This window comes from Serratia sp. CY33802, assembly GCF_052169095.1.
GTDB lineage: Bacteria > Pseudomonadota > Gammaproteobacteria > Enterobacterales > Enterobacteriaceae > Serratia > Serratia bockelmannii.
In genome coordinates this window covers 586,520-609,309 of sequence record NZ_JBJNLL010000001.1, presented here as the reverse complement: position 1 = coordinate 609,309, position 22,790 = coordinate 586,520, and the positions used below count along the sequence as shown (strand labels likewise).

At 61.2% G+C, this 22,790-nt stretch carries 17 protein-coding genes; 15 read left to right on the top strand and 2 right to left on the bottom strand.

The window, feature by feature from the left end; genetic code table 11:
- Positions 1-20 precede the first annotated feature (20 nt).
- The 12 genes from ACJ8HA_RS02830 (at position 21) to ACJ8HA_RS02775 (ending at position 17,643) form a co-directional block, all read left to right on the top strand.
- Complete coding sequence (locus ACJ8HA_RS02830) at positions 21-1,007, top strand: type VI secretion system-associated protein (RefSeq protein WP_442515198.1); 987 nt, start codon at positions 21-23, stop codon at positions 1,005-1,007.
- A gap of 15 nt (positions 1,008-1,022) precedes the next feature.
- Entirely contained in the window at positions 1,023-1,844 is an 822-nt protein-coding gene (locus ACJ8HA_RS02825; RefSeq protein WP_043138708.1) for a type VI secretion system accessory protein TagJ, read from the top strand.
- 2 nt (positions 1,845-1,846) lie between these two features.
- The gene (locus tag ACJ8HA_RS02820) at positions 1,847-2,422 is read left to right on the top strand and encodes a type VI secretion system baseplate subunit TssE (RefSeq protein ID WP_442515197.1); all 576 of its coding nucleotides are present in this window, start codon (positions 1,847-1,849) and stop codon (positions 2,420-2,422) included.
- Between the two features lie 4 nt (positions 2,423-2,426).
- A complete protein-coding gene (tssF, locus tag ACJ8HA_RS02815; RefSeq protein WP_025303301.1) occupies positions 2,427-4,313 on the top strand; it encodes a type VI secretion system baseplate subunit TssF in 1,887 nt (628 codons plus the stop codon).
- Complete coding sequence (gene tssG, locus ACJ8HA_RS02810; protein ID WP_049206010.1) at positions 4,310-5,380, top strand: type VI secretion system baseplate subunit TssG; 1,071 nt, start codon at positions 4,310-4,312, stop codon at positions 5,378-5,380. Before tssF ends, tssG begins: the two co-directional genes overlap by 4 nt.
- A 56-nt stretch (positions 5,381-5,436) precedes the next feature.
- Positions 5,437-8,091 carry a type VI secretion system ATPase TssH gene (tssH, locus tag ACJ8HA_RS02805; protein ID WP_442515196.1) on the top strand — a complete coding sequence of 885 codons (2,655 nt, stop codon included), beginning with the start codon at positions 5,437-5,439 and terminating at the stop codon, positions 8,089-8,091.
- A 49-nt stretch (positions 8,092-8,140) separates the two neighbouring features.
- A complete protein-coding gene (locus ACJ8HA_RS02800; protein ID WP_049209073.1) occupies positions 8,141-9,586 on the top strand; it encodes a serine/threonine protein kinase in 1,446 nt (481 codons plus the stop codon).
- Between the two features lie 142 nt (positions 9,587-9,728).
- Entirely contained in the window at positions 9,729-11,657 is a 1,929-nt protein-coding gene (locus ACJ8HA_RS02795; RefSeq protein ID WP_025303305.1) for a type VI secretion system Vgr family protein, read from the top strand.
- Positions 11,658-11,711: 54 nt separating this feature from the next.
- Positions 11,712-12,152, top strand: a complete 441-nt coding sequence (locus ACJ8HA_RS02790; protein WP_025303306.1) for a DcrB-related protein — start codon at positions 11,712-11,714, stop codon at positions 12,150-12,152.
- 2 nt (positions 12,153-12,154) lie between these two features.
- A complete protein-coding gene (locus ACJ8HA_RS02785; RefSeq protein WP_442515195.1) occupies positions 12,155-16,576 on the top strand; it encodes an RHS repeat-associated core domain-containing protein in 4,422 nt (1,473 codons plus the stop codon).
- Position 16,577: 1 nt separating this feature from the next.
- The gene (locus ACJ8HA_RS02780) at positions 16,578-17,066 is read left to right on the top strand and encodes a hypothetical protein (RefSeq protein WP_071826121.1); all 489 of its coding nucleotides are present in this window, start codon (positions 16,578-16,580) and stop codon (positions 17,064-17,066) included.
- 175 nt (positions 17,067-17,241) lie between these two features.
- Positions 17,242-17,643, top strand: coding sequence for a hypothetical protein (locus tag ACJ8HA_RS02775; protein ID WP_442515194.1), 402 nt, complete (start codon positions 17,242-17,244; stop codon positions 17,641-17,643).
- Positions 17,644-17,790: 147 nt separating this feature from the next.
- Here the strand turns inward: ACJ8HA_RS02775 and sbmC are convergent, their stop codons facing one another.
- On the bottom strand, positions 17,791-18,258 hold the full coding sequence (sbmC, locus tag ACJ8HA_RS02770) for a DNA gyrase inhibitor SbmC (protein ID WP_089196003.1): 468 nt from the start codon (positions 18,256-18,258) through the stop codon (positions 17,791-17,793).
- Between the two features lie 23 nt (positions 18,259-18,281).
- On the bottom strand, positions 18,282-19,124 hold the full coding sequence (kynA, locus tag ACJ8HA_RS02765) for a tryptophan 2,3-dioxygenase (RefSeq protein WP_089196004.1): 843 nt from the start codon (positions 19,122-19,124) through the stop codon (positions 18,282-18,284).
- A 297-nt stretch (positions 19,125-19,421) separates the two neighbouring features.
- Here kynA and ACJ8HA_RS02760 point away from each other — a divergent pair, with 297 nt between their 5' ends.
- The 3 genes from ACJ8HA_RS02760 to ACJ8HA_RS02750 all read left to right on the top strand — a co-directional run bounded on the left by ACJ8HA_RS02760 (position 19,422) and on the right by ACJ8HA_RS02750 (position 22,749).
- Positions 19,422-20,456, top strand: a complete 1,035-nt coding sequence (locus ACJ8HA_RS02760) for a LacI family DNA-binding transcriptional regulator (RefSeq protein WP_149570421.1) — start codon at positions 19,422-19,424, stop codon at positions 20,454-20,456.
- Between the two features lie 271 nt (positions 20,457-20,727).
- The gene (locus ACJ8HA_RS02755; protein WP_016927236.1) at positions 20,728-21,963 is read left to right on the top strand and encodes an MFS transporter; all 1,236 of its coding nucleotides are present in this window, start codon (positions 20,728-20,730) and stop codon (positions 21,961-21,963) included.
- A gap of 21 nt (positions 21,964-21,984) precedes the next feature.
- Positions 21,985-22,749 carry an SDR family NAD(P)-dependent oxidoreductase gene (locus ACJ8HA_RS02750; RefSeq protein ID WP_025303314.1) on the top strand — a complete coding sequence of 255 codons (765 nt, stop codon included), beginning with the start codon at positions 21,985-21,987 and terminating at the stop codon, positions 22,747-22,749.
- The last annotated feature ends 41 nt before the right edge of the window (positions 22,750-22,790 follow it).

The following is a 22,790-nucleotide window of genomic DNA, read 5'->3' as shown; positions in this document are numbered from 1 at the left end:
CATTCACAGCAAGGTTCACTATGAAATATTGGATGCCGGGGCTCGTCGCCCTGATGGCGGTGCCGACCGCGCAGGCGATGAACTATCGCCTGGTTTACTCCCCCAGCCAGAAGCTGGAAGTGTTTATCGATGACGTCAAAAACAGCAATCCGGCAAGCTGGTGCGGCAAGAGCATCCCGCTGCGCATCGTCTCGGCGCAAAGCCAGGATCCGGCGGTGCTGAACGACTTCCTGCCGCGCGTCGGCAATCTGTTGGAAAAGCAGTGCCCGAAAGCCGGCCACCTGCCCTGGACGCTGACCGACAAGCGCGGTGAGAAGCTGGCCAGCGGCGAAGCCGCCAAAGCGCGCGGCTGGAAACCGGTGGTCAAACAGGAGGCCGTCGAGCAGCCGGAAACCCCGCCGCAGCCGGCTATCCCTGCTGCAGTGGCCGTGACTTCTCCGCAGGCGGACACCGCGCCGCCTCAGCGTTTCAGCCTGCCGCAGGGCTGCCACTTCCGCACCTTCTGGGGTGACGAAGCCAACGGCGGCGCGCTATTCATTCCCGCTGGTGAAGCGCTGCGCTGCGGCGAGGACGGCTGGCTGCAGGGCAGCGGCGCGGTCACGCTGCAACAGGGCGGCCAAACCCTCTCGCCGACGCTGTGGTTCCTGCAAGGTTACCCGCTGGCGAAGGTGAACGGCGGCGATCGCGCGCTGACCGTCGTCAGCGCCAACGCCCAACGGCTGGTTTTGGGCGGCAACCCGCAGGCGCCGGGCAGCTTCCTGCTGCTGAGCTTCGAACCGAAGCTGCACGCCTGGGCGTTCAACGGTGAAGCGATCGTTGAAATGCCGCGTGTCGATGCCGCCGACGAGAACAAGGTCAAACAGCGCGTACAGCAGGCGCAAACCGCCTGGCAGCCGCTGCTAAGCGCCCCCGCCCCGCTGACCTTCAAGCTGGTGGAAAAGCTGGTCGCAGACCGCGTCGATCCTGCCAGCGGCAGCTACCTGTCGGTTAACGGCGCCACTCACTGATTATAAGGAAAGCCTGTGAAATCATTAGCAAGCATGCTGCAAGGCCAGTCGATCGCCGCGGCCATCACCGCCGTCGAAAACGATATCAAGGCGAAACCGGCGGATGCCGACCTGCGCGCTGCGCTGGTGCAACTGCTGTGCCTGAGCGGCAACTGGACGCGCGCCAACGCGCAGCTGAAATCCTGGCAGGCGCTGAAACCGATCGCTCAACCGACCACGCTGCTGCTGATGCAGTCGGTCAACGCCGAGCTGCAACGCCAGGCGGTGTTTGCCGGCGCGGCCGCGCCGGCGCTGCTGCGGCAGGATCAGCCCTGGCTGCAACTGCTGGTGCAGGCGCTGCATCAGGATGCGCAAGGGGCGGCCGAACAGGCCCAGACGCTGCGCGACGAAGCGCTGGAGGCCGCACCGGCCGGCGCCGGGCAGTTAACGCTGGCTGAAGGGAACCAAGAGCGGCAGCTGAGTTTCGACTGGCTGACCGACGGTGACGGCCGCCTCGGGCCGGTATGCGAGCTGGCGCTGAACGGCGTTTACTACTGGCTGCCGTTCGCCGATATCGCCGCGATCCAGTTCCAGGCGCCGCAGAGCGCCATCGATCTGGTGTGGAGCCATGCACTGGTGCGCCTGACCGACGGCCGCGAACAGGTATGCCAACTGCCCGCCCGTTACCCGCTGGCCGAAGGCAGCGACGACGCGCTGCTGCTGGGCAAACGCACCGAATGGCAACCGCTGGGCGACGGCACCCACTATGCGGGGCTAGGCCTGAAGACCTGGCTCAGCGAAAGCGACGAATTCCCGCTGCACAGCCTGCGGCAGCTGAGCTTCGACGCGAGCGCCTGAACATGAACGATAAACACCCACCCCACTACGACGGCGGCGATCTGCGCCGCCAGGGCTATCGCAATCGTCAGGACAGCGAGCGCCTGACTTCACGCGACAAAATGCAGCCGGTGCTGCTCGACATGCTGACCGACGACGAACCGCAGAAAAAACAGGAGGCGCAGGTGCGCAACCTGGTGTCGCACAGCGAGTTGCGCCGTCGGGTGCTGCGCGATTTGCAGTGGCTGTTCAACTGCGTCAACAGCGAATCCAATCTGGATCTCGGCGATTTTCCGCAGGTGCGGCGCTCCACGCTGAATTACGGCATCGCCTCGCTGGCGGGCAAGCGCATGTCGGACATCGAATGGCTCGACATTCAGCGCGCGCTGACCGATTCCATCCTCCATTTCGAACCGCGCATTCTGCCCGAAGGGCTGCAGGTGCGCTGCATCTCGGACACCGGTTCGCTGGAACTGCACAACGTGCTGTCGATCGAAATCAAGGGCCGCCTGTGGTGCGTGCCCTATCCGCTGGAGTTTCTGTTCCGTACCGACGTGGATCTGGAAAACGGCCACTTCGATCTGAAAGACATAGGGTAAGGCGATGGACAGTAAACTGTTAGACTATTACAACCGCGAGCTGGCCTATCTGCGTGAGATGGGCGCCGAGTTCGCCGAACAGTACCCGAAGGTCGCGGGCCGTCTCGGCATGCGCGGCATCGACGTGGCGGACCCTTATATCGAGCGCCTGATGGAAGGCTTCGCCTTCCTCACCTCGCGCGTGCAGCTGAAAATGGACGCCGAGTTCCCGCGCTTTTCTCAGCGCTTGCTGGAGATCATCTACCCCAATTACCTGTCGCCGACGCCGTCGATGGCGATCGCCGAGCTGCAGCCGGACAGCAGCAAAGGCGACATCAGCAACGGTTTCGTGGTGCCGCGCGGCACCATGATGGACAGCCAGACGCTGAAGAAAAGCGGCATCACCTGCAGCTACACCACCGCCCATGACGTCACGCTGCAGCCGGTGCGCATCGCCGGCGTCGAGCTGGGTGGCATTCCGGCCGATATCCCGCTGGCCTCGCTGGGGCTGCAGCACAGCGGCTGCGTCAGCGCGCTGCGCATTCGGCTCGAGTGCTACGAAAGCGTAACGCTCAACAACCTGCAGTTGGACCAATTGATGTTTTACCTGGCCGGGCCGGACATGCAGGCGCAGCAGCTGCTGGAGTTGCTGATGCAGCACAGCGTCGGGCTTGTCTGCCAAACGGTGGAGGCGCAACCGCAGCGGCGGGCGCTGGCGCTGGACGGGCTGCGGCAGGAGGGCTTCGCCGCCGAGCAGGCGCTGCTGCCCAACGACCTGCGCAACTTTGAAGGCTACCGGCTGCTGCAGGAGTATTTCGCCTTCCCGGCGCGCTTCCAGTTTTTCAGCGTCAACGGCCTGCGTCCGCTGCTGCAGAGCGTGCGCGAAGGGAAAAAAGCGCTGCGCCAGTTCGAGATCGTGGTGCTGCTGGATCGGCACGACGCCGCGCTAGAACGGGTGGTCGACGTTGCCCATTTGGCGCTGCACTGCACGCCGGTGATCAACCTGTTTCCGAAGATCGCCGAACGCATCGCGATCAACGAAAAAAACCACGAATACCATCTGGTGGTCGACAATATCCGGCCGCTGGATTACGAAGTGTTCTCGGTGCAGCGGCTCGGCGGCAGCGCCAGCGAAAAACGCTACGAGCAAGAGTTTCGGCCGTTTTACAGCACCCTGAGCGCGGACGACGGCAACTATGGCGCCTACTTCTCGCTGCGGCGCGAACAGCGCACCCTGTCGGAACACGCCCGCCGCTATGGCACCCGCACCGGCTATGCCGGTTCGGAAGTGTTCGTATCGCTGGTGGACGAACGGCAATCGCCGTGGCACAGCGATCTGAAATACCTCACCGCCGACGTGTTGTGCACCAGCCGCGACCTGCCGTTGATGTTGCTGCAGCAGGATCAGGGCAACTTCGTGATGCCCGATTCAATCCCGATCAAGCAGGTCTCGCTGCGCAAAGGCCCCACCCCGCCACGCCCGGCGCTGGCCGAAGGGATGATCACCTGGCGGTTGATCAGTCAGCTGCAGCTGAATTACCTCAGCATGATGGACGGCGATCCGGAACAGGGCGCCGCCAGCCTGCGCCAGTTGCTGGGGCTGTATGGCAACCTGAGCGAGCCGGCGATCGCCAAACAGATCCAGGGCGTGCGCCACTGCAACCTGCGGCCGGTCTATCGGCGAGTGCCTGAACCCGGCCCCATCGTGTTCGCGCGCGGCATCGCCATCGATCTGACGGTCGATGAGCAGGCGTTCTCGGGCAACAGCCCTTACCTGCTCGGCAGCGTGCTGGAGCGCCTGTTCTCGCGCCTGGTGGCGATGAACACCTTCACCGAGATGACGCTCTCCAGCCAGCAACGCGGCGAAATCGCCTACTGGCAGGCGCGCATGGGCAAAAGGACGCTGATATGAACGCGGAGATGATCGCCACCGAATTGGCGCCGCCGCAGATCAACGCGCTGTATCGCCTGCCGGACGACTTTTGGCCGCGGCTGCGCAGCGCGCCTTACAAGCACGATCTGTTTCAGCTGCTGCGCCGCATCGACGCCCAGGGCGGCCAGCCCTACCTGCTGGGACGCGCGCCGCTGCCGCGCCACGAGATGCTGCGCCTGGGGCAGGAACCTTCGCTGTCGTTCGCACCCTCCACGCTGGCGCAGGTGACGCCGCGCGCCAACAGCCCGCTGCACGACGTTTCGATCTTCAGTTTCGGTCTGTTCGGCCCCAACGGGCCGCTGCCGCTGCACCTGACCGAATACGTGCGCGAACGGGTGTATCACCATCAGGACACCACCCTGCTGGCGTTCACCAATCTGTTCCATCACCGGCTGACGCTGCTATTTTACCGCGCCTGGGCCGACGCGCAACCGACGGTATCGCTGGATCGCCCGGACAACCGGCGCTTCGACGAGTACCTGTCGAGCCTGATCGGCCTCGGCCAGCCGGCGCAGCAAGAGCGCGACAGCATCAACGCCCACGCTAAACATTTTATGGCCGGTCATCTGATTCGCCACAGCCGCGATCCGGAAGGCCTGAGCAAGATTTTGCAGCAGTATTTCAAGGTGCCGGTGCGCATCGTCGAGAACGTGCCGCACTGGCTGCGGGTAGAACCGCGCGAGCAGGCGCGGCTCAAGGCCGGACGCGGCGCGCCACGGCTCGGCGAGTCGGCTTTTCTCGGCATCGCGGTGCGGGATATCCAGCACAAGTTCCGCATCGAGCTGGGGCCGATGCCGCAGCGGGACTATGACCGCTTTCTGCCCGGCGCCGATCTGTGCCGGCAACTGCGCGACTGGGTGCGCCAATACTTGGGCATCGAGTTCGTCTGGGAAGTGCGCCTGATCCTGGCGAAGGAACAGGCGCACGGCATCCAGCTCGGCGGCGCGCAGCGGTTGGGCCTGAGCAGTTGGCTGGCCGACCATCGGCGACAGCGCGATCTCGACGATCTGATCTTCAGCCCTGAACCGCTGGAAAACCCGTTCTGACCCTATTTCGGCCGGCGCCCTGCGGTGCCAGGCCACTCTGAGACCTGAGGAAAACCATGTCTGAAATCAGCCGCTCGGTATTATTTGGCAAACTGGATAGCCTGTTATTCACCTCTCTGGAAAGTGCGACGGCGTTTTGCAAGCTGCGCGGTAACCCCTACGTCGAACTGGCGCACTGGCTGCATCAGCTGATGCAATCGCCGGACGGCGATCTGCAGCAAATCGTTCGCCACTTCGCGCTGGACGAGGCGCAATTGGCGCGCGACATCGTCGAGGCGCTCGATCGCCTGCCGCGCGGCGCCAGCGCCATTTCCGATCTGTCCGAGCACATCGACAGCGCAGTAGAACGCGCCTGGGTCTATGGCTCATTGAAATTCGGCGCGGCGCGCATCCGCGGCGGCCACCTGCTGCTCGGTATCCTGAAAACCTACAGCCTGCGCCATCTGCTGAAGGCCATTTCCCCGCAGTTCGAGCGCATCAACGCCGATCTGTTGATGGATCAGTTCGCCGCCATCACCGCTCACTCGGCGGAAAACGCCCAGGATGCGCCGGCGGAAAGCGGCGCCGAGAACGTATCCGGCGCGCCGCGCAGCGGTGAAAGCGTGCTGGCGCAGTATGCCCAGGATCTGACCGCCAGAGCGCGCAACGGCGAGATCGACCCGGTGGCCGGCCGCGATGAGGAAATCCGGCAAATCATCGATATCCTGATGCGCCGCCGCCAGAACAACCCGCTGCTGACCGGCGAGGCCGGCGTCGGCAAAACCGCGGTGGTGGAAGGCCTGGCGCTGCGCATCGTGGCCGGCGACGTACCGCCGCAGCTGCGCGACGTGAAACTGTGCCTGTTGGACATCGGCATGCTGCTGGCCGGCGCCGGCGTCAAAGGCGAGTTTGAAAAACGGCTGCAGGCGGTGATCGACGAAGTGCAGTCCAGCCCGACGCCGATCATCCTGTTTATCGACGAAATTCACACCCTGATCGGCGCCGGCGGCACCCAGGGCACCGGCGACGCCGCCAACCTGCTGAAACCGGCGCTGGCGCGTGGCCAACTGCGCACTGTCGGCGCCACCACCTGGTCGGAATACAAGAAATACATCGAGAAAGACCCGGCGCTCACCCGCCGTTTCCAGGTGGTGCAGGTGCACGAGCCAAGCGAAGACAAGGCGCTGCTGATGCTGCGCAGCACCGTCAGTCCGCTGGAACAACACCACCGCGTGCTGCTGCTGGATGAAGCGGTGGACGCCGCGGTGCGGCTGTCGCATCGCTATATTCCTGCCCGCCAGCTGCCGGACAAAGCGGTGGCGCTGTTGGATACCGCCTGCGCGCGCGTGGCGGTCAGCCAACACGCCGAGCCTGCCCAGGTCGAAGACTGCCGCCACCGCATCGATGCGCTGCAGATAGAGTTGGATATCGCCCGCCGCGAGGCCAAAGTCGGCATTGGCGATCCCCTGCGCCCGCAGGAAATTGAAACCCAGCTGACCGCGCTGCGCCAGGCGCTGGAACAGCTGACCGACCGCTGGCAGCAGGAGCTGGCGCTGATCCAAGAGATCATCACGCTACGCGCCCAGTTGCACCAGCAGGAAGCGGAGCCTACCGGCGAAGAAACAGAGGCGGCCCCTGACGCCGACGCGCTGCGCGCCCAGCTGGGCGAACTTCAGCAGCAGCTGAGCGCGCTGCAGGGCGAAGCGCCGCTGATCTTCGCCGCCGTCGACGCCAACATCGTGGCGGCGGTAGTGGCCGACTGGACCGGCATCCCGCTGGGCCGCATGGTGAAAAACGAGATTGAGGCGGTGCTGCAGCTCTCCGACACCCTGAACCAGCGTGTGATCGGCCAACGCCATGCGCTGGATCTGATCGCCCGCCGGGTGCGCACTTCGCGGGCGCGGCTGGACGATCCGAACAAGCCGGTCGGGGTGTTCCTGCTGGCCGGGCCGTCCGGCGTCGGCAAGACCGAAACCGCGCTGGCGCTGGCGGAAACCCTGTACGGCGGCGAGCAGAACGTCATCACCATCAACATGAGCGAATTCCAGGAGTCGCACACCGTTTCGACGCTCAAAGGCGCGCCCCCCGGCTATGTCGGCTACGGCGAAGGCGGCGTGCTGACCGAGGCGGTGCGCCGCCGCCCTTACAGCGTGGTGCTGTTGGACGAAATCGAGAAGGCGCACCCGGACGTGCATGAGATCTTCTTCCAGGTGTTCGACAAGGGCTGGATGGAGGACGGCGAAGGCCGCCATATCGATTTCCGCAACACCATTATCATCCTGACCTCCAACGTCGGCACCGATCTGATCGCCGGGCTGTGCAGCGATCCGGAGCTGCTGCCGGAGCCGGAGGCGCTGAGCGGCGCGCTGCGCCAGCCGCTGCTGTCGGTGTTCCCGGCCGCCTTGCTCGGCCGCCTGCTGGTGGTGCCGTATTACCCGCTGACCGACGCCACGCTGGGCAACATCGTGCGCCTGCAGCTGGGGCGCATCCAGCGTCGCCTGGCGGAGAATCACGACATCGTCTGCACCTTCGACGACGCGGTCATCGAGCAGATCGTCAGCCGCTGCACCGAGGTGGAGTCCGGTGGCCGCATGGTCGACGCCATCCTGACCAACACCCTGCTGCCGCAGATCAGCCACACCCTGCTGACCGGCAGCGCCAACGACCAGCGCTATCGCCAGCTGCATATCGCGCTGCAGAACCACGAATTCATTTGTCAATTTCAGGCATAACGCCGCGGCCGCCGAGACGGCGGCCCTTTGAACACAGAGAGTCATCACTATGTCGGGAACCGGGATAACCAAACCGAATTCGAACAGCCTGCCGAGCGGCTATCGATTCAATGAATTCGAGATCCAGGAAGCGATCGGCGAAGGCGGCTTCGGCATCGTCTACCGCGCCTACGATCACCAACTGGAACGCACCATCGCCATCAAGGAGTACATGCCAACCTCGCTGGCGAAACGCAACGACGATCTCAGCATCGGGCTGCGCGGTGAACGCTTCAGCAAAACCTTCCAGGCCGGGCTGAACAGCTTTATTCAGGAGGCGCGTCTGCTGGCGCGCTTCTCGCACCCCGGCCTGCTGCACGTGTTGCGCTTCTGGGAAGAGAACGGCACCGCCTACATGGGCACCCAGTTTTACAGCGGCACCACGCTGAAGAACCTGCAGGCGCAGCAACCGGAGAAAATCGACGAGGCGTGGATCCGGCGGCTGCTGCCGCCGCTGTTCAGCGCCATCAACACCATCCACCAGGAAGGCTATCTGCACCGCGACATTTCGCTGGATAACATCCAGATCCAGGAAAGCCAGCTGCCGGTGCTGCTGGACTTCGGATCGGCGCGTAAAGAGATCGGCAACCTGTCAGACGAAACGGAGATCATGCTCAAACCGGGCTTCGCGCCGATCGAGCAGTACACCGAGAACAGCGACGGCGAACAGGGGCCCTGGACCGATATCTACGCGCTGGGCGCCGTGCTGCACACGCTGATCGTCGGTTCGCCGCCGCCGGTCAGCGTGGTGCGCAGCATCGAAGACAGCTACCAGCCGCTGGCCGAGCGCCGCCCCGCCGGTTACTCGCCGGAGCTGCTGCGCACCGTCGATCGCGCGCTGGCGCTGAAGCCGGAAGACCGCCCGCAGACCATCGATGAAATGGCCGAGCTGCTGCATCTGCCAATCGCCGATGAGAACGAAATCATCAGCACCCCTGCGGCTGCGCCGGAGAACCTGCTGGTCGCCGCCAACCCGGCTGCCGCTGCGGCCGCCGCCGGCGCCGTTACCGCGCGCGGCACCCAATTCTCGCGGCCGATGATGGCCGGCGCCGGCGTCGCGGCGCTGCTGGTGATCGGTGCCGTCGCCTGGCTGAGCGGCGGCGAGGACGATACCCAGGCCGTGGCCCAAAACACTGAGGCGTCACCGGCGCAGAAAACCCTGGCGGAACAGCCGAGCGCGCCGCAAACCGCGCAGCCTGCAGCCGCGGAACCTGAAAAGGTGGCACCGCCACCGCAGCCGGTGGCGTTGGTGTACTTCAAACTGCAACCGGGCGAACAGGTCAGCCTCGACGGCAAGCCGCAGCAGGTGACGCCGGGCGCAAACGGCTTCGCCAGCCTGAACCTGGCGCCAGGCCGCTATCAGCTGGAAATCCGCCACGACGATCGACTCCGCCGCCAGCAGCTCAGCATCGACACCGCCGGCACCTGGCTGGTCAATCCGGCCACCGCCGGTTAATCCCGTTCTGAAACTCCGCCTCGGCGGGGTTTCCCTATTTCATGAGACTGACGCACCACTGCCCATCCTCATTGGCCGCGCGGCAAGGCCGCTGCAACGCCGGAGTATGCAGGGCATGACGTCAATCACAGAGGACGTTCTCATGTTGGACCGCATTATTGCGCACACGCCGCTGGGCCAGGAACAACTGTTGTTCCGCTCACTGGACGGTATCGAAGCGCTTTCCACCCCTTTTGACTTCTCTATTGAATTGCTGAGCACCGACGCGCGGCTCGATCGCAAAGCGCTGCTCGGCCAACCGCTGACGCTGGAGATCCCAACCCAGGGCTTCCTCAGCGCCCCGCGCTACCTGAACGGCAAGATCACCGCCATCGCCGTCAGCAGCGAAGAGATCGGCGGCACGCGCTACGCGGTGTATAACCTGCACGTGCAGCCGGATCTCTGGCCGATGACCAAGGACCGCAACTTCCGCATCTTCCAGGAACAGACGGTGCCGCAGATCGTCAAGACCCTGCTGGCGGAGCACAACGTGCAGCTGGAAGATCAGCTGACCGGTGACTATCGCCTGTGGGGCTACTGCGTGCAGTACAACGAAAGCAGTTTCAACTTCATCAGCCGCCTGATGGAGCTGGAGGGCATCTATTACTATTTCAAACACGAGATGGGCAAACACACGCTGGTGCTCGGGGACGCCCCCCACCACCACCAGCCCTATCCCGGCTATGAGATGATCCCCTACCACCTGACGCCGTCCGGCGGCAGCACCAGCGAGGAAGGCATCAGCCAGTGGACGTTGTCCGATCGCGTCACGCCGGGTATCTACAGCCTGGACGACTACGATTTCCGCAAGCCGAACGCCTGGCTGTTCCAGGCACGGCAAAACCCGGTCTCGCCGACGCCGGGGCAGATCGACGTTTACGACTGGCCGGGCCGCTACACCGAGCATCAGCAGGGGGAGTTCTACGCCCGCGTGCGCCAGGAGGCCTGGCAGGCCGAACATCAGCAGATCCGCGGTACCGCCACCGCGCTGGGCATTGCTCCCGGCAGCACCTTTACGCTGTATAACGCCCCGCACGCCGACGACAACCGCGAGTACCTGACGCTGCAGGCCAACTACCATCTGAAAGAGAACCGCTATGCCAGCGGCGACGATCAGAGCAGCGAACACCGTATCGACTTCATCGTGCTGCCGGCGGACGTGCCCTGGCACCCGCCGCAGCAGGCCACCTGGCCGAAAACCCACGGGCCGCAGACCGCCCGGGTGGTCGGCCCGGCCGGCGAATCGATTTGGACCGACAAATACGGCCGTATCAAGGTGAAGTTCCACTGGGATCGCTTCGGGCCGAAAGACGACGGCAGCTCCTGCTGGGTGCGCGTCTCCAGCGCCTGGGCCGGCCAAGGCTACGGCGGCGTGCAGATCCCGCGCGTGAACGACGAAGTGGTGGTGGACTTTATCAACGGCGATCCGGATCGGCCGATCGTCACCGGGCGCGTCTATAACGAAGCCAGCATGCCGCCTTGGGCGCTGCCGGCCGCCGCCACCCAGATGGGCTTTATGAGCCGCACCAAGGACGGCACCGCCGACAACGCCAACGCCCTGCGTTTCGAAGACAAGGCCGGCGCCGAACAGGTGTGGATCCAGGCGGAGCGCAACATGGACACCCAGGTGAAAAACGATGAAAGCCACACCATCGCTAACGACCACACGCATCTGGTGGGCGGCAACCAGATCAAACGGGTGGTGCTCAATCAGGCAACCGGCGTCAAAGGCGAATCCTCCGCGCTGACCGGCAAAACGCGCAGCGACGCCGTGGTTAACGCCTTTACCCTCGGCTCCGGCGAATCGCTGCGGCTCGAGTGCGGCGAAAGCGTGATCGAGCTGCTGGCGAACGGCCAAATCAACATCACCGGCACCAGCTTCAATATCACGGTGAAAGAGGACGGAGAGATCAATACCGGCGGCCAACTGGATCTCAACCAGCCTGGCGGCGCCGCGCGCACCGCCGCACCGGGCGGTGGCCATCAGGCGGCAATCCAGAGCGCCGTCGATCAGCTGTTCCCGAAATCCTGATGCCGACGCGGCCCTGCGCCGCGTCCTTTCCCCTGATTACTTGCAAGGACATCCATGGATTACCTTTTCCAGGAAGGCCATTTCACCCTCCCCGCCATCGCCTGGCAGGACTGCACGGTCAATATTCTCAAAAACCCGCAAACCGGCGCCTCGCTGGTCATCACCCGCGGCATCATTCCGCAAGGTGCCACGCTGGAGGACGAATTCGAGAAGCAGTGGCAAGCACTGCTGCCTCAGATCAGCGATTTGCAACAGTCGCCGCGCCGGCGCATCAGCGCCGGGCCGCAGGGCCATCTCAAGGCGATTGAAGTCACCAGTCGCTTTATCCGCGCCGGACACCACCATCATCAGCATCAGTTGGCGGTGCAGCCGGACGAGAGCCAGACGTTACTGATCGTCACCTATGCCGCCATGCGCCCCTTCACCCCCGAGGATGACGCTCACTGGCAGCAGGTGAAAGCGTCGCTGGTCTTGACCGAACACAGTGAACAATAGCCATGGCTGAGATCTGGGCAGCAAGAAAGGATGATGAACTGATCCACACCAGCGCGTTGGCGGACATCGCCAGCGCCGTCGCCGAAGTCGCGGTGTATGCGGTGGCGACCGCCGCCGTGTCCGCAGCAGCCGCCGCCGCAGCGCCGGCATTGGCAGGGGTGGCGGTGCTCGGCGCAGCGGCGACGGCGGCCTCCGGCTGCGTCGGCGCCGGGCTGATCGTCGGTTTTGCCACCAGCCTGACCGGCGTCGGAGAACATATCAGCAACGGCTGCGACGCCGTGGCCAACTGGCTCTTCCCGCCTTCCGTCTCCGGCGTCATTCTCACGGGCTCCCCCAACGTCTTCACCAACGCCAAACCGGCGGCACGCGCCGCAGGTCGTTTACTCACGCCCGCAGAGATCAAAGCGTTACCGGCGCCACAGCCGCCGCAAAGCTTCTGGGATTATGGCGCCGAGCTGCTGGCCGCCGGCGGTAATATCCTCTCGCAGCTATGGCAGCCCGGCGTCGCCGGCCCCAGCCAGCCCAGCCAACCGCTGGAAGAAGATAAAATCAGCTGCGACAAACACCCGCTTCCGCAATACCTGGCGGAAGGCTCCAGTAAAGTATTTATCAACGGCCAACCGGCCGTACGCAGCAATGACCGTTCAACCTGCGAGGCGAAAGTCTCGACCGACGTCTCCAAAAATGTGCAGATCGGCGGCGGCACGGTGGTGGTACGCGACATCAAGAGCGGCAAGCTGCCGGGTATCGGTTTGGCGCTGACCGTGCTGCCGCTGCTGCTCGGTAATCCGGCCAAGCTGGTTAAGAACCTGCCTTGCATGTTCGGCGGCGGTCTGGCGGCGGCGGGCGTTAACGCCCTCGGCGAAGCGATCCACGCCGCCTTTAACCCGGTGCATGCCGCCACCGGCGCCAAGGTATTGAACGACGAAGAAGATCTGGACCTGTTGCTGCCGGCGCGCTTTCCGCTGATCTGGCAGCGCAATTACAACAGCCGCAATGGCTATCAGGGACTGTTTGGCCACGGCTGGCGCACGCCTTTTGAAATTTGGGTCGATCTTAACGACCGGGACGGCGTCATTGAGTGTTGCCTGCATGATGAAACCGGTCGTGAGCTACGCTTCCCGCTGCCTGAGGTGAACCAGCCGAGCTTCAGCGCCGGTGAAGGGCTGATGTTCCGCCGCGGTGAAGAGGGACAGCTGCTGATCGCCGACACCGACGGCAGCGTCTGGCGGCTGTTCGTGCCGCTGCCGCAGACCCCTTCCCGCCTGAGGCTGGTGTCGTTGAGCGATGAGTACGATAATGCGCTGCTGCTGAACTACGACGAACGACAGCGCCTGAGCCACATCGTCGACAGCGCCGGCACCATGACATTGCGGCTGGAATACGGCGATCCGCGCTTCGACGATCGCGTCACCGCCTTGCGGCATAACGACGAACCACGCGTGCGCTACCGTTATGACGGCGGCGGCGATCTGCATCAGGTGATCGACGCCGGCGGCTTGGTCACGCGTGAATTTCACTATAACGCCCAACATCTATTGACCCGCCACCAACAGGCCGGTGGGCCCAGCTTCGCGTATCGCTGGGCGATGTTCGACGACTGGCGCGTGGTGGAACACCGCGACAGCGCCGGCGGCGGCTGTACAATCGACTACGATTTGGCCGCCGGGTTAACGACGGTCACCGAGTATGACGGCTTGCGGCACCAGCACCGCTGGAACGCCCAACGGCTGATCGTCGAATATACCGACGAGCGTGGTGAGGTCTGGCATTACCAATGGAATGACGAAGACATGCTGATCGCCACGCGCGATCCGCTCGGCCACGGCTGGCATTTCCGCTACGATGAAGCCGGTAATCTGGTCGAGGAAGAGGATCCGCTCGGCCATATCCGCCTCACCGGTTGGCTACCGCAGCGCGCACTGCCGATCAGCGTCAAGGAGCCCAACGGCGCCACACAGCATTTCTACTACGACGAGCGCCATGCCTTGATTGCCGAGATCGATGCGCTCGGCCATACCCAGCGCTACCTGCGCGATGGCTATGGCCAGGTGGTGCAAGCCGTCGACGCCAACGGCGGCATCAGCCATTTCGCTTATGATGAGCACGGGCAATTATTGCGCGCCCGCGATTGCTCCGGCAAACAAACCCTCTACAAATATACGGCTCAAGGCTGGCTCAGCGAGGTGACCGACGCCGCCGGCGAACGCGTCCATTACCGCTACGATGCCGCCGGCCGCCTGACACAGCTGCAGCGCGCCGAGGGCTGGCAAGAGACGCTGAGCTGGAACGCGCAGGGCCAGCTGGATCGCTATCAGGGGGCCGATGGGCGCCTGACGCATTATCGCTATGACGCAGCCGGCCGCCTGCTGGCCACGCGCAATCCGCTCGATGGCGAGGTGGTGCGCCACTACGACGCCCGCGGCAGATTAACGGCGCTGCGCAACGAGAATGCCGAAAGTTACCTGTTCCATTGGACGGCCTGCAATCTGTTGCAGGAAGAAATCGGGTTGGACGGCGTCAGCACCCGCTATCGTTACGACGAATGCCGCCGGGTCGTCGAGCGCCGCTTCGCCGCCAATACCTCCGCCGCCTTCTCGCACTATTTCAACCATGACGGCGCCGGCCAACTGGTGAGCAAACAGACGCCCGATGGAGAAACCCGCTGCCGCTACAGTCCGCTCGGCCAACTGCTGCATGCCGCCAGTGACCGCGGCAACGCATGGCATGACGAGCCGACAACGGCTCAGAGCGAGGTCAGTTTTGACTATGACTTGCTGGGGCGGGTAACCCGTGAACAAGGTGCCAACGGTACGCTGCGCTATGATTACGATCCGATGGGTAACCGCACGCAAACCACCTTGCCCGACGGACGCGCGCTGCGCGCGCTGTACTACGGCAGCGGCCACCTGCTGCAGCTGGCGCTGGACGATATCACCCTCAGCGAGTTCGAGCGTGACAATCTGCACCGCGAGCTGAGCCGTACGCAGGGTCGCCTGACCAGCCGAGTGCATTATGATCGGCTGGGGCGCAAAGACCGGCGGGAGATCTTCAATGACAACCGCCAGCGCCCGGCGCCGGCCAGCAGCTCGCGCCAGTGGTCCTACGACTATCAAAACAACCTGACGCGCGAAGAACACAACGCCAACCCGTTCTCCTACCAGCGTTATCAGTACGATGCCACCGGTCGATTGCTGAGCCGGGACGGCACGCTGCCGGATACCGAGCGCTACCGGTACGATCCGGCATCCAACCTGCTGGATGAGGGGCAATTCCGCCAGCGGCACAACCGCGTACTGCATTATCAGGGAATTGATTACCGATACGATGTCTTTGGCCGCACGGTGGAAAAACGCAAAGGCCACTACCGTTGGCAATATCTCTACGACGCCGATCATCGCCTCTGCGAGGTGGTGCGCTACAGCCAACATCGCAGCGAAGCCCAGCAGCATGTGCAGTTCCACTATGATCCGCTCGGGCGGCGCACGCAAAAGCGGGTGTGGCAGCAAAGTCAGGATCTGCGCCAACCGGCCGGCAAATGCCAAACCACCACGTTTTTGTGGGAAGGTTTCCGGCTGCTGCAGGAAACTCGCGACGGCATGCCCCTCACCTATGTCTATGCCGATCAGGGCAGCTATGAACCTTTGGCGCGCATCGACGGCCACACGCCGGCCCAAGTATTTTACTTCCACACGGCGCCGAACGGCGAACCGGAAAGCCTGACCGACAGCGACGGAACGCTGCGCTGGCAGAGTCACAGCAGCGCCTGGGGCCGCATAAAGTATGAGGAAAATCAGCAAGATCTGGATTATTCCCAAAACCTGCGCCTGCAGGGGCAATACCTGGATCGGGAAACGGGATTGCACTACAATTTGTTCCGCTATTACGATCCGGATATCGGCAGATTTACCCAGCACGATCCGATAGGTTTGGCCGGCGGGATCAACCTGTACCAATACGCGCCGAATCCGCTGGGTTGGGTGGATCCTTGGGGATGGAAGCCACGATGCGCAGCAACCAAAGCCAACGATCATAATCAGGCAGCTTTTGGTCGACAATGGCAAGGTCGAGGTATCTACAAAGGACGAGACTCTTGGTCAAATATCATGTTGAAAGAAGGTGACATTGTTTATGGCGGCGCTCCAGGGCAATCTGGTTTTTACTTCAACAAGGCGACGCTAGATGCTGCAGGTGGCAGTAGAGCCAAGCTATGGGAAAGTTTGCAGGTGCTTCCACATGAAAAATTTGGTTATAGATCTAAAATACAAGCATATAGAGTAAAAAGAGAAACGATTGCAGGAACAGGTAAAGCGATATCTCAAGACCCAACGAGATTCGGCGAAGGCGGAGGAACTCAATTTTTCCTTTCTAACTATAAAACTGTTCTTGAGCCAATTGATAAGCCTTTTGAAATTGGATTGTAAAATGCAACTAGATACTTATGACGGAACACTAGAACTCGCGGGAATAACGCTAGGTACAGCGACAACCCGAGAAATGCTAATAAAAGGCTCCAGATTGTGGGAGGGTTGGCCAGAAAAGTCAGATGGTAGGACTACATCATACAGAACAATAATCAGTACAAAAAAAGAAAAAGCCGGCGATATATATATAATTGCCGACTTCTCCGGGGCCTTCATTACAGATGCAGTGCTTTGCAGTTGGCGTTTTGCGCCTGAAAAACTCATGATGGGAATACAAAAAAAAGTAGAAGGTGCTATTACCAAAAATCTTCGAACATGGTTTTATGAAAAAACTCATATACAACTTCCAGTTAGTGGTTCATGGGGGCATATTGACGCTGCTTATGACCCACATAATTTAACGGGAACAATAGTATGCAACTATCGCAGTGCATTTCATACTGAGGATGAATGGCGAAAATATTGCAAAAGGAATAACATAATTTATTAAAAAAGAGGAAACTCATCCACATTATTATATAAAAATTCACACACTCATTCCATAATGCAGAGTGTGTGTGATTTTTCACCCCCCCTCGAATATCGCAAATAACTACATCTTCACTTCGCACACTAACAATCAATAAAGGCATGAATCATTTATTCACTAGATCTATTTAAATATTATGAACAAAGAGAAAATTGTCATTACCCCATCAAACAGGCAACTATTTGATGATAACGAAGAGCAGTTTCGTTTATTTAAAAAAGAAGTATCCATCCCTAACTCTAACGAAAAAGTACTTTATGATAACAGCTCTGCGATACCCATATGGGATATAGATGAAAACATCAGGAAGGCGATCGCAGAAAAAATAAGCGGGATAAAAGTCATAGAGTACCCATATGACCCAATACCTTCATATAAAAATGAAAATCTGGATATCTACATTCAGAATGTAGAGTCGGAAATGCACAAAAACAGAATAACAATAATCACGGCGACGGGTGAATCACAACCAGCAAGATATAAGATAAAGTTGCTGGGTTTCATTTTTCACTGGCGCTCTATTAGGGGCGCTTGCTGAAAACAGTAGGTTTATAAAAACCTTAAATATACATTCTATGATATAGACATGGAATAATTATCTTATGACTGTTCCTCTTTTAAATGAATCTTTAAATATCCCATCAAAAGGCTCCCAAAGAGCCTTTTGATACGCTACCGCGCCGTCTCACCACTTCTTCACCGTCTGGTAAATATCGAGGTCGAAATAGCCGTCGGCTTCGCAGTCGTTGAGATAGTGCTCATAGCTCACCCCCTCAACCGGCTGGTAGCCGCTGGCCGGCAGCAGCTTCTGATAGAACTCGCCCCACACCCGCTCGAAATCGCCATCGCTGATGCGCACGTGGTAGACCGCATACTGCCCGGCGGGCAGCGTCTGCACGGTCACGCCCTCGCTGCCCGCCGGCAGCGCGAAATCGTCCGCCACGCTTATCACTACGTCGGCACGCAGCTTTTCCGGCGCCACTTCCGCCGGATCGTCCCAATACAGCACCAGCCATTTGCCAAACGGCACGCCGTGGCGTTTCCGCCATGCCAGCAGTTGCTGCGAGCCCTGCGGGATGGTCTGCGGATACGGCCCCACGACTCTCACTCCCACCACCTTCTCCGCCGCTTTATCGATAATCCTCACGCTCATCGCCCTTATCCTCCCACGTTATTTCAGGCGCCGATTTCGGTGCGCACGTCCAGCAGCTCGGGGAAAAAGGTCAGATCCAACGCCTTTTTCAGGAAGCTGACGCCGCTGGAACCGCCGGTACCTGACTTAAAGCCAATGATCCGCTCCACCGTTTTCATATGGCGGAAACGCCACAGATGGAAACTCTCCTCGATATCCACCAGCTTCTCCGCCATTTCATAGGCTTCCCAGTAGGTCTGCGGGTTGTCGTAGATCACTTTGAACGCCGGCAGCAGATCCGGGTTGCGCTGGTAGGGCTGCGTCCAGTCACGCTCGAGGCACTCCTGCGGGATCGGCAGGCCGTGGCGTGCCAGGTACAGCAAGTATTCGTCGTACAGGCTCGGCGCTTCGAGGATCGCCTTCAGCGCGGCGTGCTTTTCCGCATCGCTGTTAAACACCGCCAGCATCGCCGCATTCTTGTTGCCGAGCAGGAACTCGATCGACCGGTATTGGTGCGACTGGAAGCCCGATGAGCTGCCCAGCACGTCGCGAAACTCGACGTACTCCGACGGCGTTAGCGTTTCCAGCACCGCCCACTGTTCGAACAGCAGCCGCTGGATCTGTTTGACGCGCGCGAGGATTTTGAAACAGTGGCTGAGTTTGTCCTGTTGCACCAGCCGCACCGCCGCCTGCAGCTCGTGCAGCATCAGCTTCATCCACAGCTCGGAGGTTTGGTGCTGTATCACGAACAGCATTTCGTCATGATGCGGCGGGTTGGAGAGTGGGTGCTGGCAGTCCAGCAGCGAGTCCAGGCACAGGTAGTCGCCATAGCTCATGCGTTTGGAAAAATCGGTGACAATCGCGCTTTCTAATTCCCGTTTGTTCATCTGTTCTCTCCGTTGCGCCCAGCGCCCCATCGGCCTGGAACGTGCCGCAAAGAGAAAACAATAGTACAGAACCCGCCGCCCCGAAGGGCGATAAACGAGAGGTGCTTCGCAGATCTCACTCATCTGCGTTAACACATTGCCCCTCTCCCCCTGTGTTGTTTAGTAAACAACACGGCTGCCGCCTGACGATTCTCACAAATGCGCAATCCCATGTGCGCAGCGCCCCGGTTCCAGCTTGCCTGCGGCCGGCTTCCCTTATAGATTGCAGGCTAACGGCAGGCAGCAAGGTATCGGTAAATGGCAAATATTCGTGATGTGGCGCGGTTGGCCGGCGTGTCCATCAGCAGCGTGTCGAACCTGCTGAACAATCGCAGCCACCAGATGAGCGCGCAGACCCGTGAGCGCATCGAACGGGCGATGGAAACCCTGGGATACCGGCCGGCCCGAGCGGCGGTGCCCGCGCCGCAGGCGAAGATCATCGGCCTGCTGCTGCCGTCGATCGTCAACCCGAGCTTTTCGGCGCTGGCGCATGCGGTCGACGGCGCGGCGCGGGTTCACCGTTACCGCGTTTTGCTCGGCAACGCCTACCGCCAGGAACAGGAAGAAGCCGCGTTTATCGACGATATGTTCCTGCACGGCGTGCGCGGCATCATCGTAGCGGCGAGCGACATTCGCCAGACTCATTTTGTTCGGGCCGCCGAGCGAGGCATGAAGATTGTCAGCTACGACAGCCCGTTCGCCGAGCCGATGGCCACCGATACCCGACTGTTCGACAGCGTGTCGATGGACAATATCGCCGCCGGGCGCCTGGCCGCGCAGCACCTGCTCGAGCGCGGCTGCCGACACATCGTGTTCGCCACCGAAGCGACGCTAACCGTCGGGCGCAGCCACAAGATCGACGGTTTTCTGAGCGCGCTGGGGCACAGCCTGAGCGAACGCCAACGGGTGATCGAAGGCAAAGCCAACAGCGCCTACGGCGACACGGAAATGTTCGAATTGGGGCTGACGCTGGCGCCGCGCGTTCTCGCGTTGGCACCGCGCCCGGACGGCATCGTGGCGATTAACGATGCGCTGGGCATCGGGCTGATGGTGGGCCTGCGTGCCGCCGGCATCCAGGTGCCCGCAGACATCTCGGTGATCGGCATCGATAATATCGCGCTGGCCGGCCTGGCCGAACCGGGGTTGACGTCGATTGGCCCACCGCTGGCGGAGATGGCGCAGCTGATGGTCGAACGCCTGATCGGCCGTATCAACAATGATTTGCAACCGCCCGGCGAGTTTCTCTTCCCGCCGTCGGTCATCAGCCGGCGCTCGGTCAAAGCCGCCGGTTAATACGGTAAAAAACGACTTTCCCAGACGATGCGCAGCCGGCATCGTCCGGATCGTCACAGCTAAAAGCAGAAAAAATAGAATCGTCGCAATAAATAAACGGCGCGACGCTTTTATGCACGCAACGTCGTTATTCAGCACGCCGCTCATGACTTTGAGCCGGGCCGCTATTATTCCGATTAACCACATGGGAAAAACCATGATGAAAAAAACAATGCCAACGGATATTGAACGCAGCGCTATCAGGAAGTTGACGTTGCATATCGTCCCCCTCATGATCTTATTGTATTTCCTGGCCTTTCTCGACCGCAACAATATGGCCTACGCCGCCAAAGCGTTGGAAGATAATCTGGGATTGACCGCCTCGGCTTTCGGCTTCGCCTCCGGGATTTTCTTTATCGGCTATTTCTTGTTTGAAATACCCAGCAACGCCGGCACCATTAAATTTGGCCCGCGCATCTGGTTCGCCAGAATATTAATTTCCTGGGGCATCTTCGCGACCCTGCTCGGTTTTGTGCGCACGCCGCTGGAGCTGTATATTTGCCGTTTTATGCTGGGCGTGTGCGAAGCCGGTTTCTTTCCCTCGGTGGTGTATTACTTCACGGTTTTCTTTCCGGAGAAATACCGCACCAAAATTCTCGGCATGTTTATCATCGTCCAGCCGCTGTCCAACGCGGTCGGCTCGCCGATTTCCGGCTTTATTCTCAATATTCAGCATGACTGGTTCGGGTTCGCCCCCTGGCAGCTGCTGTTTATCCTCGAAGGGCTACCGCCGATCGTCATCGGCCTGCTGATCCCGTTCCTGATCAAGAACTCCCCCAAAGACGTCGGCTATCTGAACGTGGAGGAAAAAGCCTGGCTGATGAGCAACGCCGGCCGCTCCAAATCCGGCTCTAAAATCACGCTGGCTGACTTCCTGAAGGGGATTAAAAACAAGAAATACCTGCTCTACGCGCTGCTCAACTTCGGCATGGTGTGCGGCATTTATGGCTTCGGCACCTGGCTGCCGTCGATCATCAGCGCCCTCTCCGGCGGCGATATCTTCCGCGTCAGCCTACTGGCGCTCATTCCCTACGGCCTGGCCGCGCTGCTGGTCTATCCGTGGAGCCTGTGGGCCAGCAAAACCAAAAAGCTCGGCGTATTTGCCGGCCTCAGCATGGTGGTTGCCGCCATCGGCCTGATGGGGGCGGTGACGTTTTTTAAATACGACCCGCTCGTCGCGCTGTCGTTCCTGTGCATCGCCGCCATCGGTATCTACACCGCCGTGCCGCCGTTTTTATCCATGCCCGCCAATATCTCCACCGGCGCGGCTGCGGCCGCCGGGCTGGCTGTGGTCAGCTGCATCGGCAATATCGGCGGTTTTGTCGCCCCCTATGCGGTGGGCGTGCTGAACGATCTGACCGGCAGCAGCGCGCCGGGGCTGTTTTTCCTGGCCTCGTGCCTGCTGGCCACCGGGCTGATCTGCATTTTCTACTGCGCCAAACAGCGTGAAGGCGTCATCAATTCTTAACGAACCAATAAGGAGTCAATCATGGGCGATCTTGCGGGCAAAAAGGTCTTTATCACCGGAGCGGAACAGGGCATTGGCCGCGCCACTGCGGAGCGGCTGATCAAGGCCGGTTGCGACATCTATTTTCACTATCACAGCGACGAAAGCGGCCCCAAGGCGCTGGTGGCGCTGGCCCATTCTCTGGGGCAAAAAGCCGCTTACGGCTACGCCGATCTCATCGATACCGACGAAACGCTGCGCTGCGTCGCGGCCGGCGCCGAGTTTCTCGGCGGCATCGATATTCTGGTCAATAACGTCGGCGGCATCGTCGGGCGCAAATGGCTGGGCGAGATCGACCGCGCCTTCTGGCAAACCGTGATCGACGTGAACATGACCACCATGCTGAACGTGACGCAGAGCGCGCTACCGTTCCTGAAGGCGGCGGCAAACGGCGCCAGCATCGTCAACCTGGCCTCGCAGGCCGGCCGCGCCGGCGGCCACTCCGGCTCGCTGGTCTATTCCGCCACCAAGGGCGCGGTGCTCACCTGGACGCGCTCGCTGGCGGCGGAGCTGGGCGAGCACGGCATCCGGGTAAACGCGGTGGCGCCCGGCCTGATCCTCGGCACCCGCTTCCATAATCGCCACACCACCCAAGAATCGGCGGAGGAAACCGTTCGCGCCATCCCGCTGGGCCGCGCAGGCACGCCGGACGACGTGGCGCGCGCCATCACCTTTCTGGCGGCGGAATACGACGGCTTCATCTCCGGCGCCACTCTTGATATCAACGGCGGCATCTACCGCATGTAATTCAGCTGCGGGCGGCACGGCTGCCGCCCCCTATTCAGGTA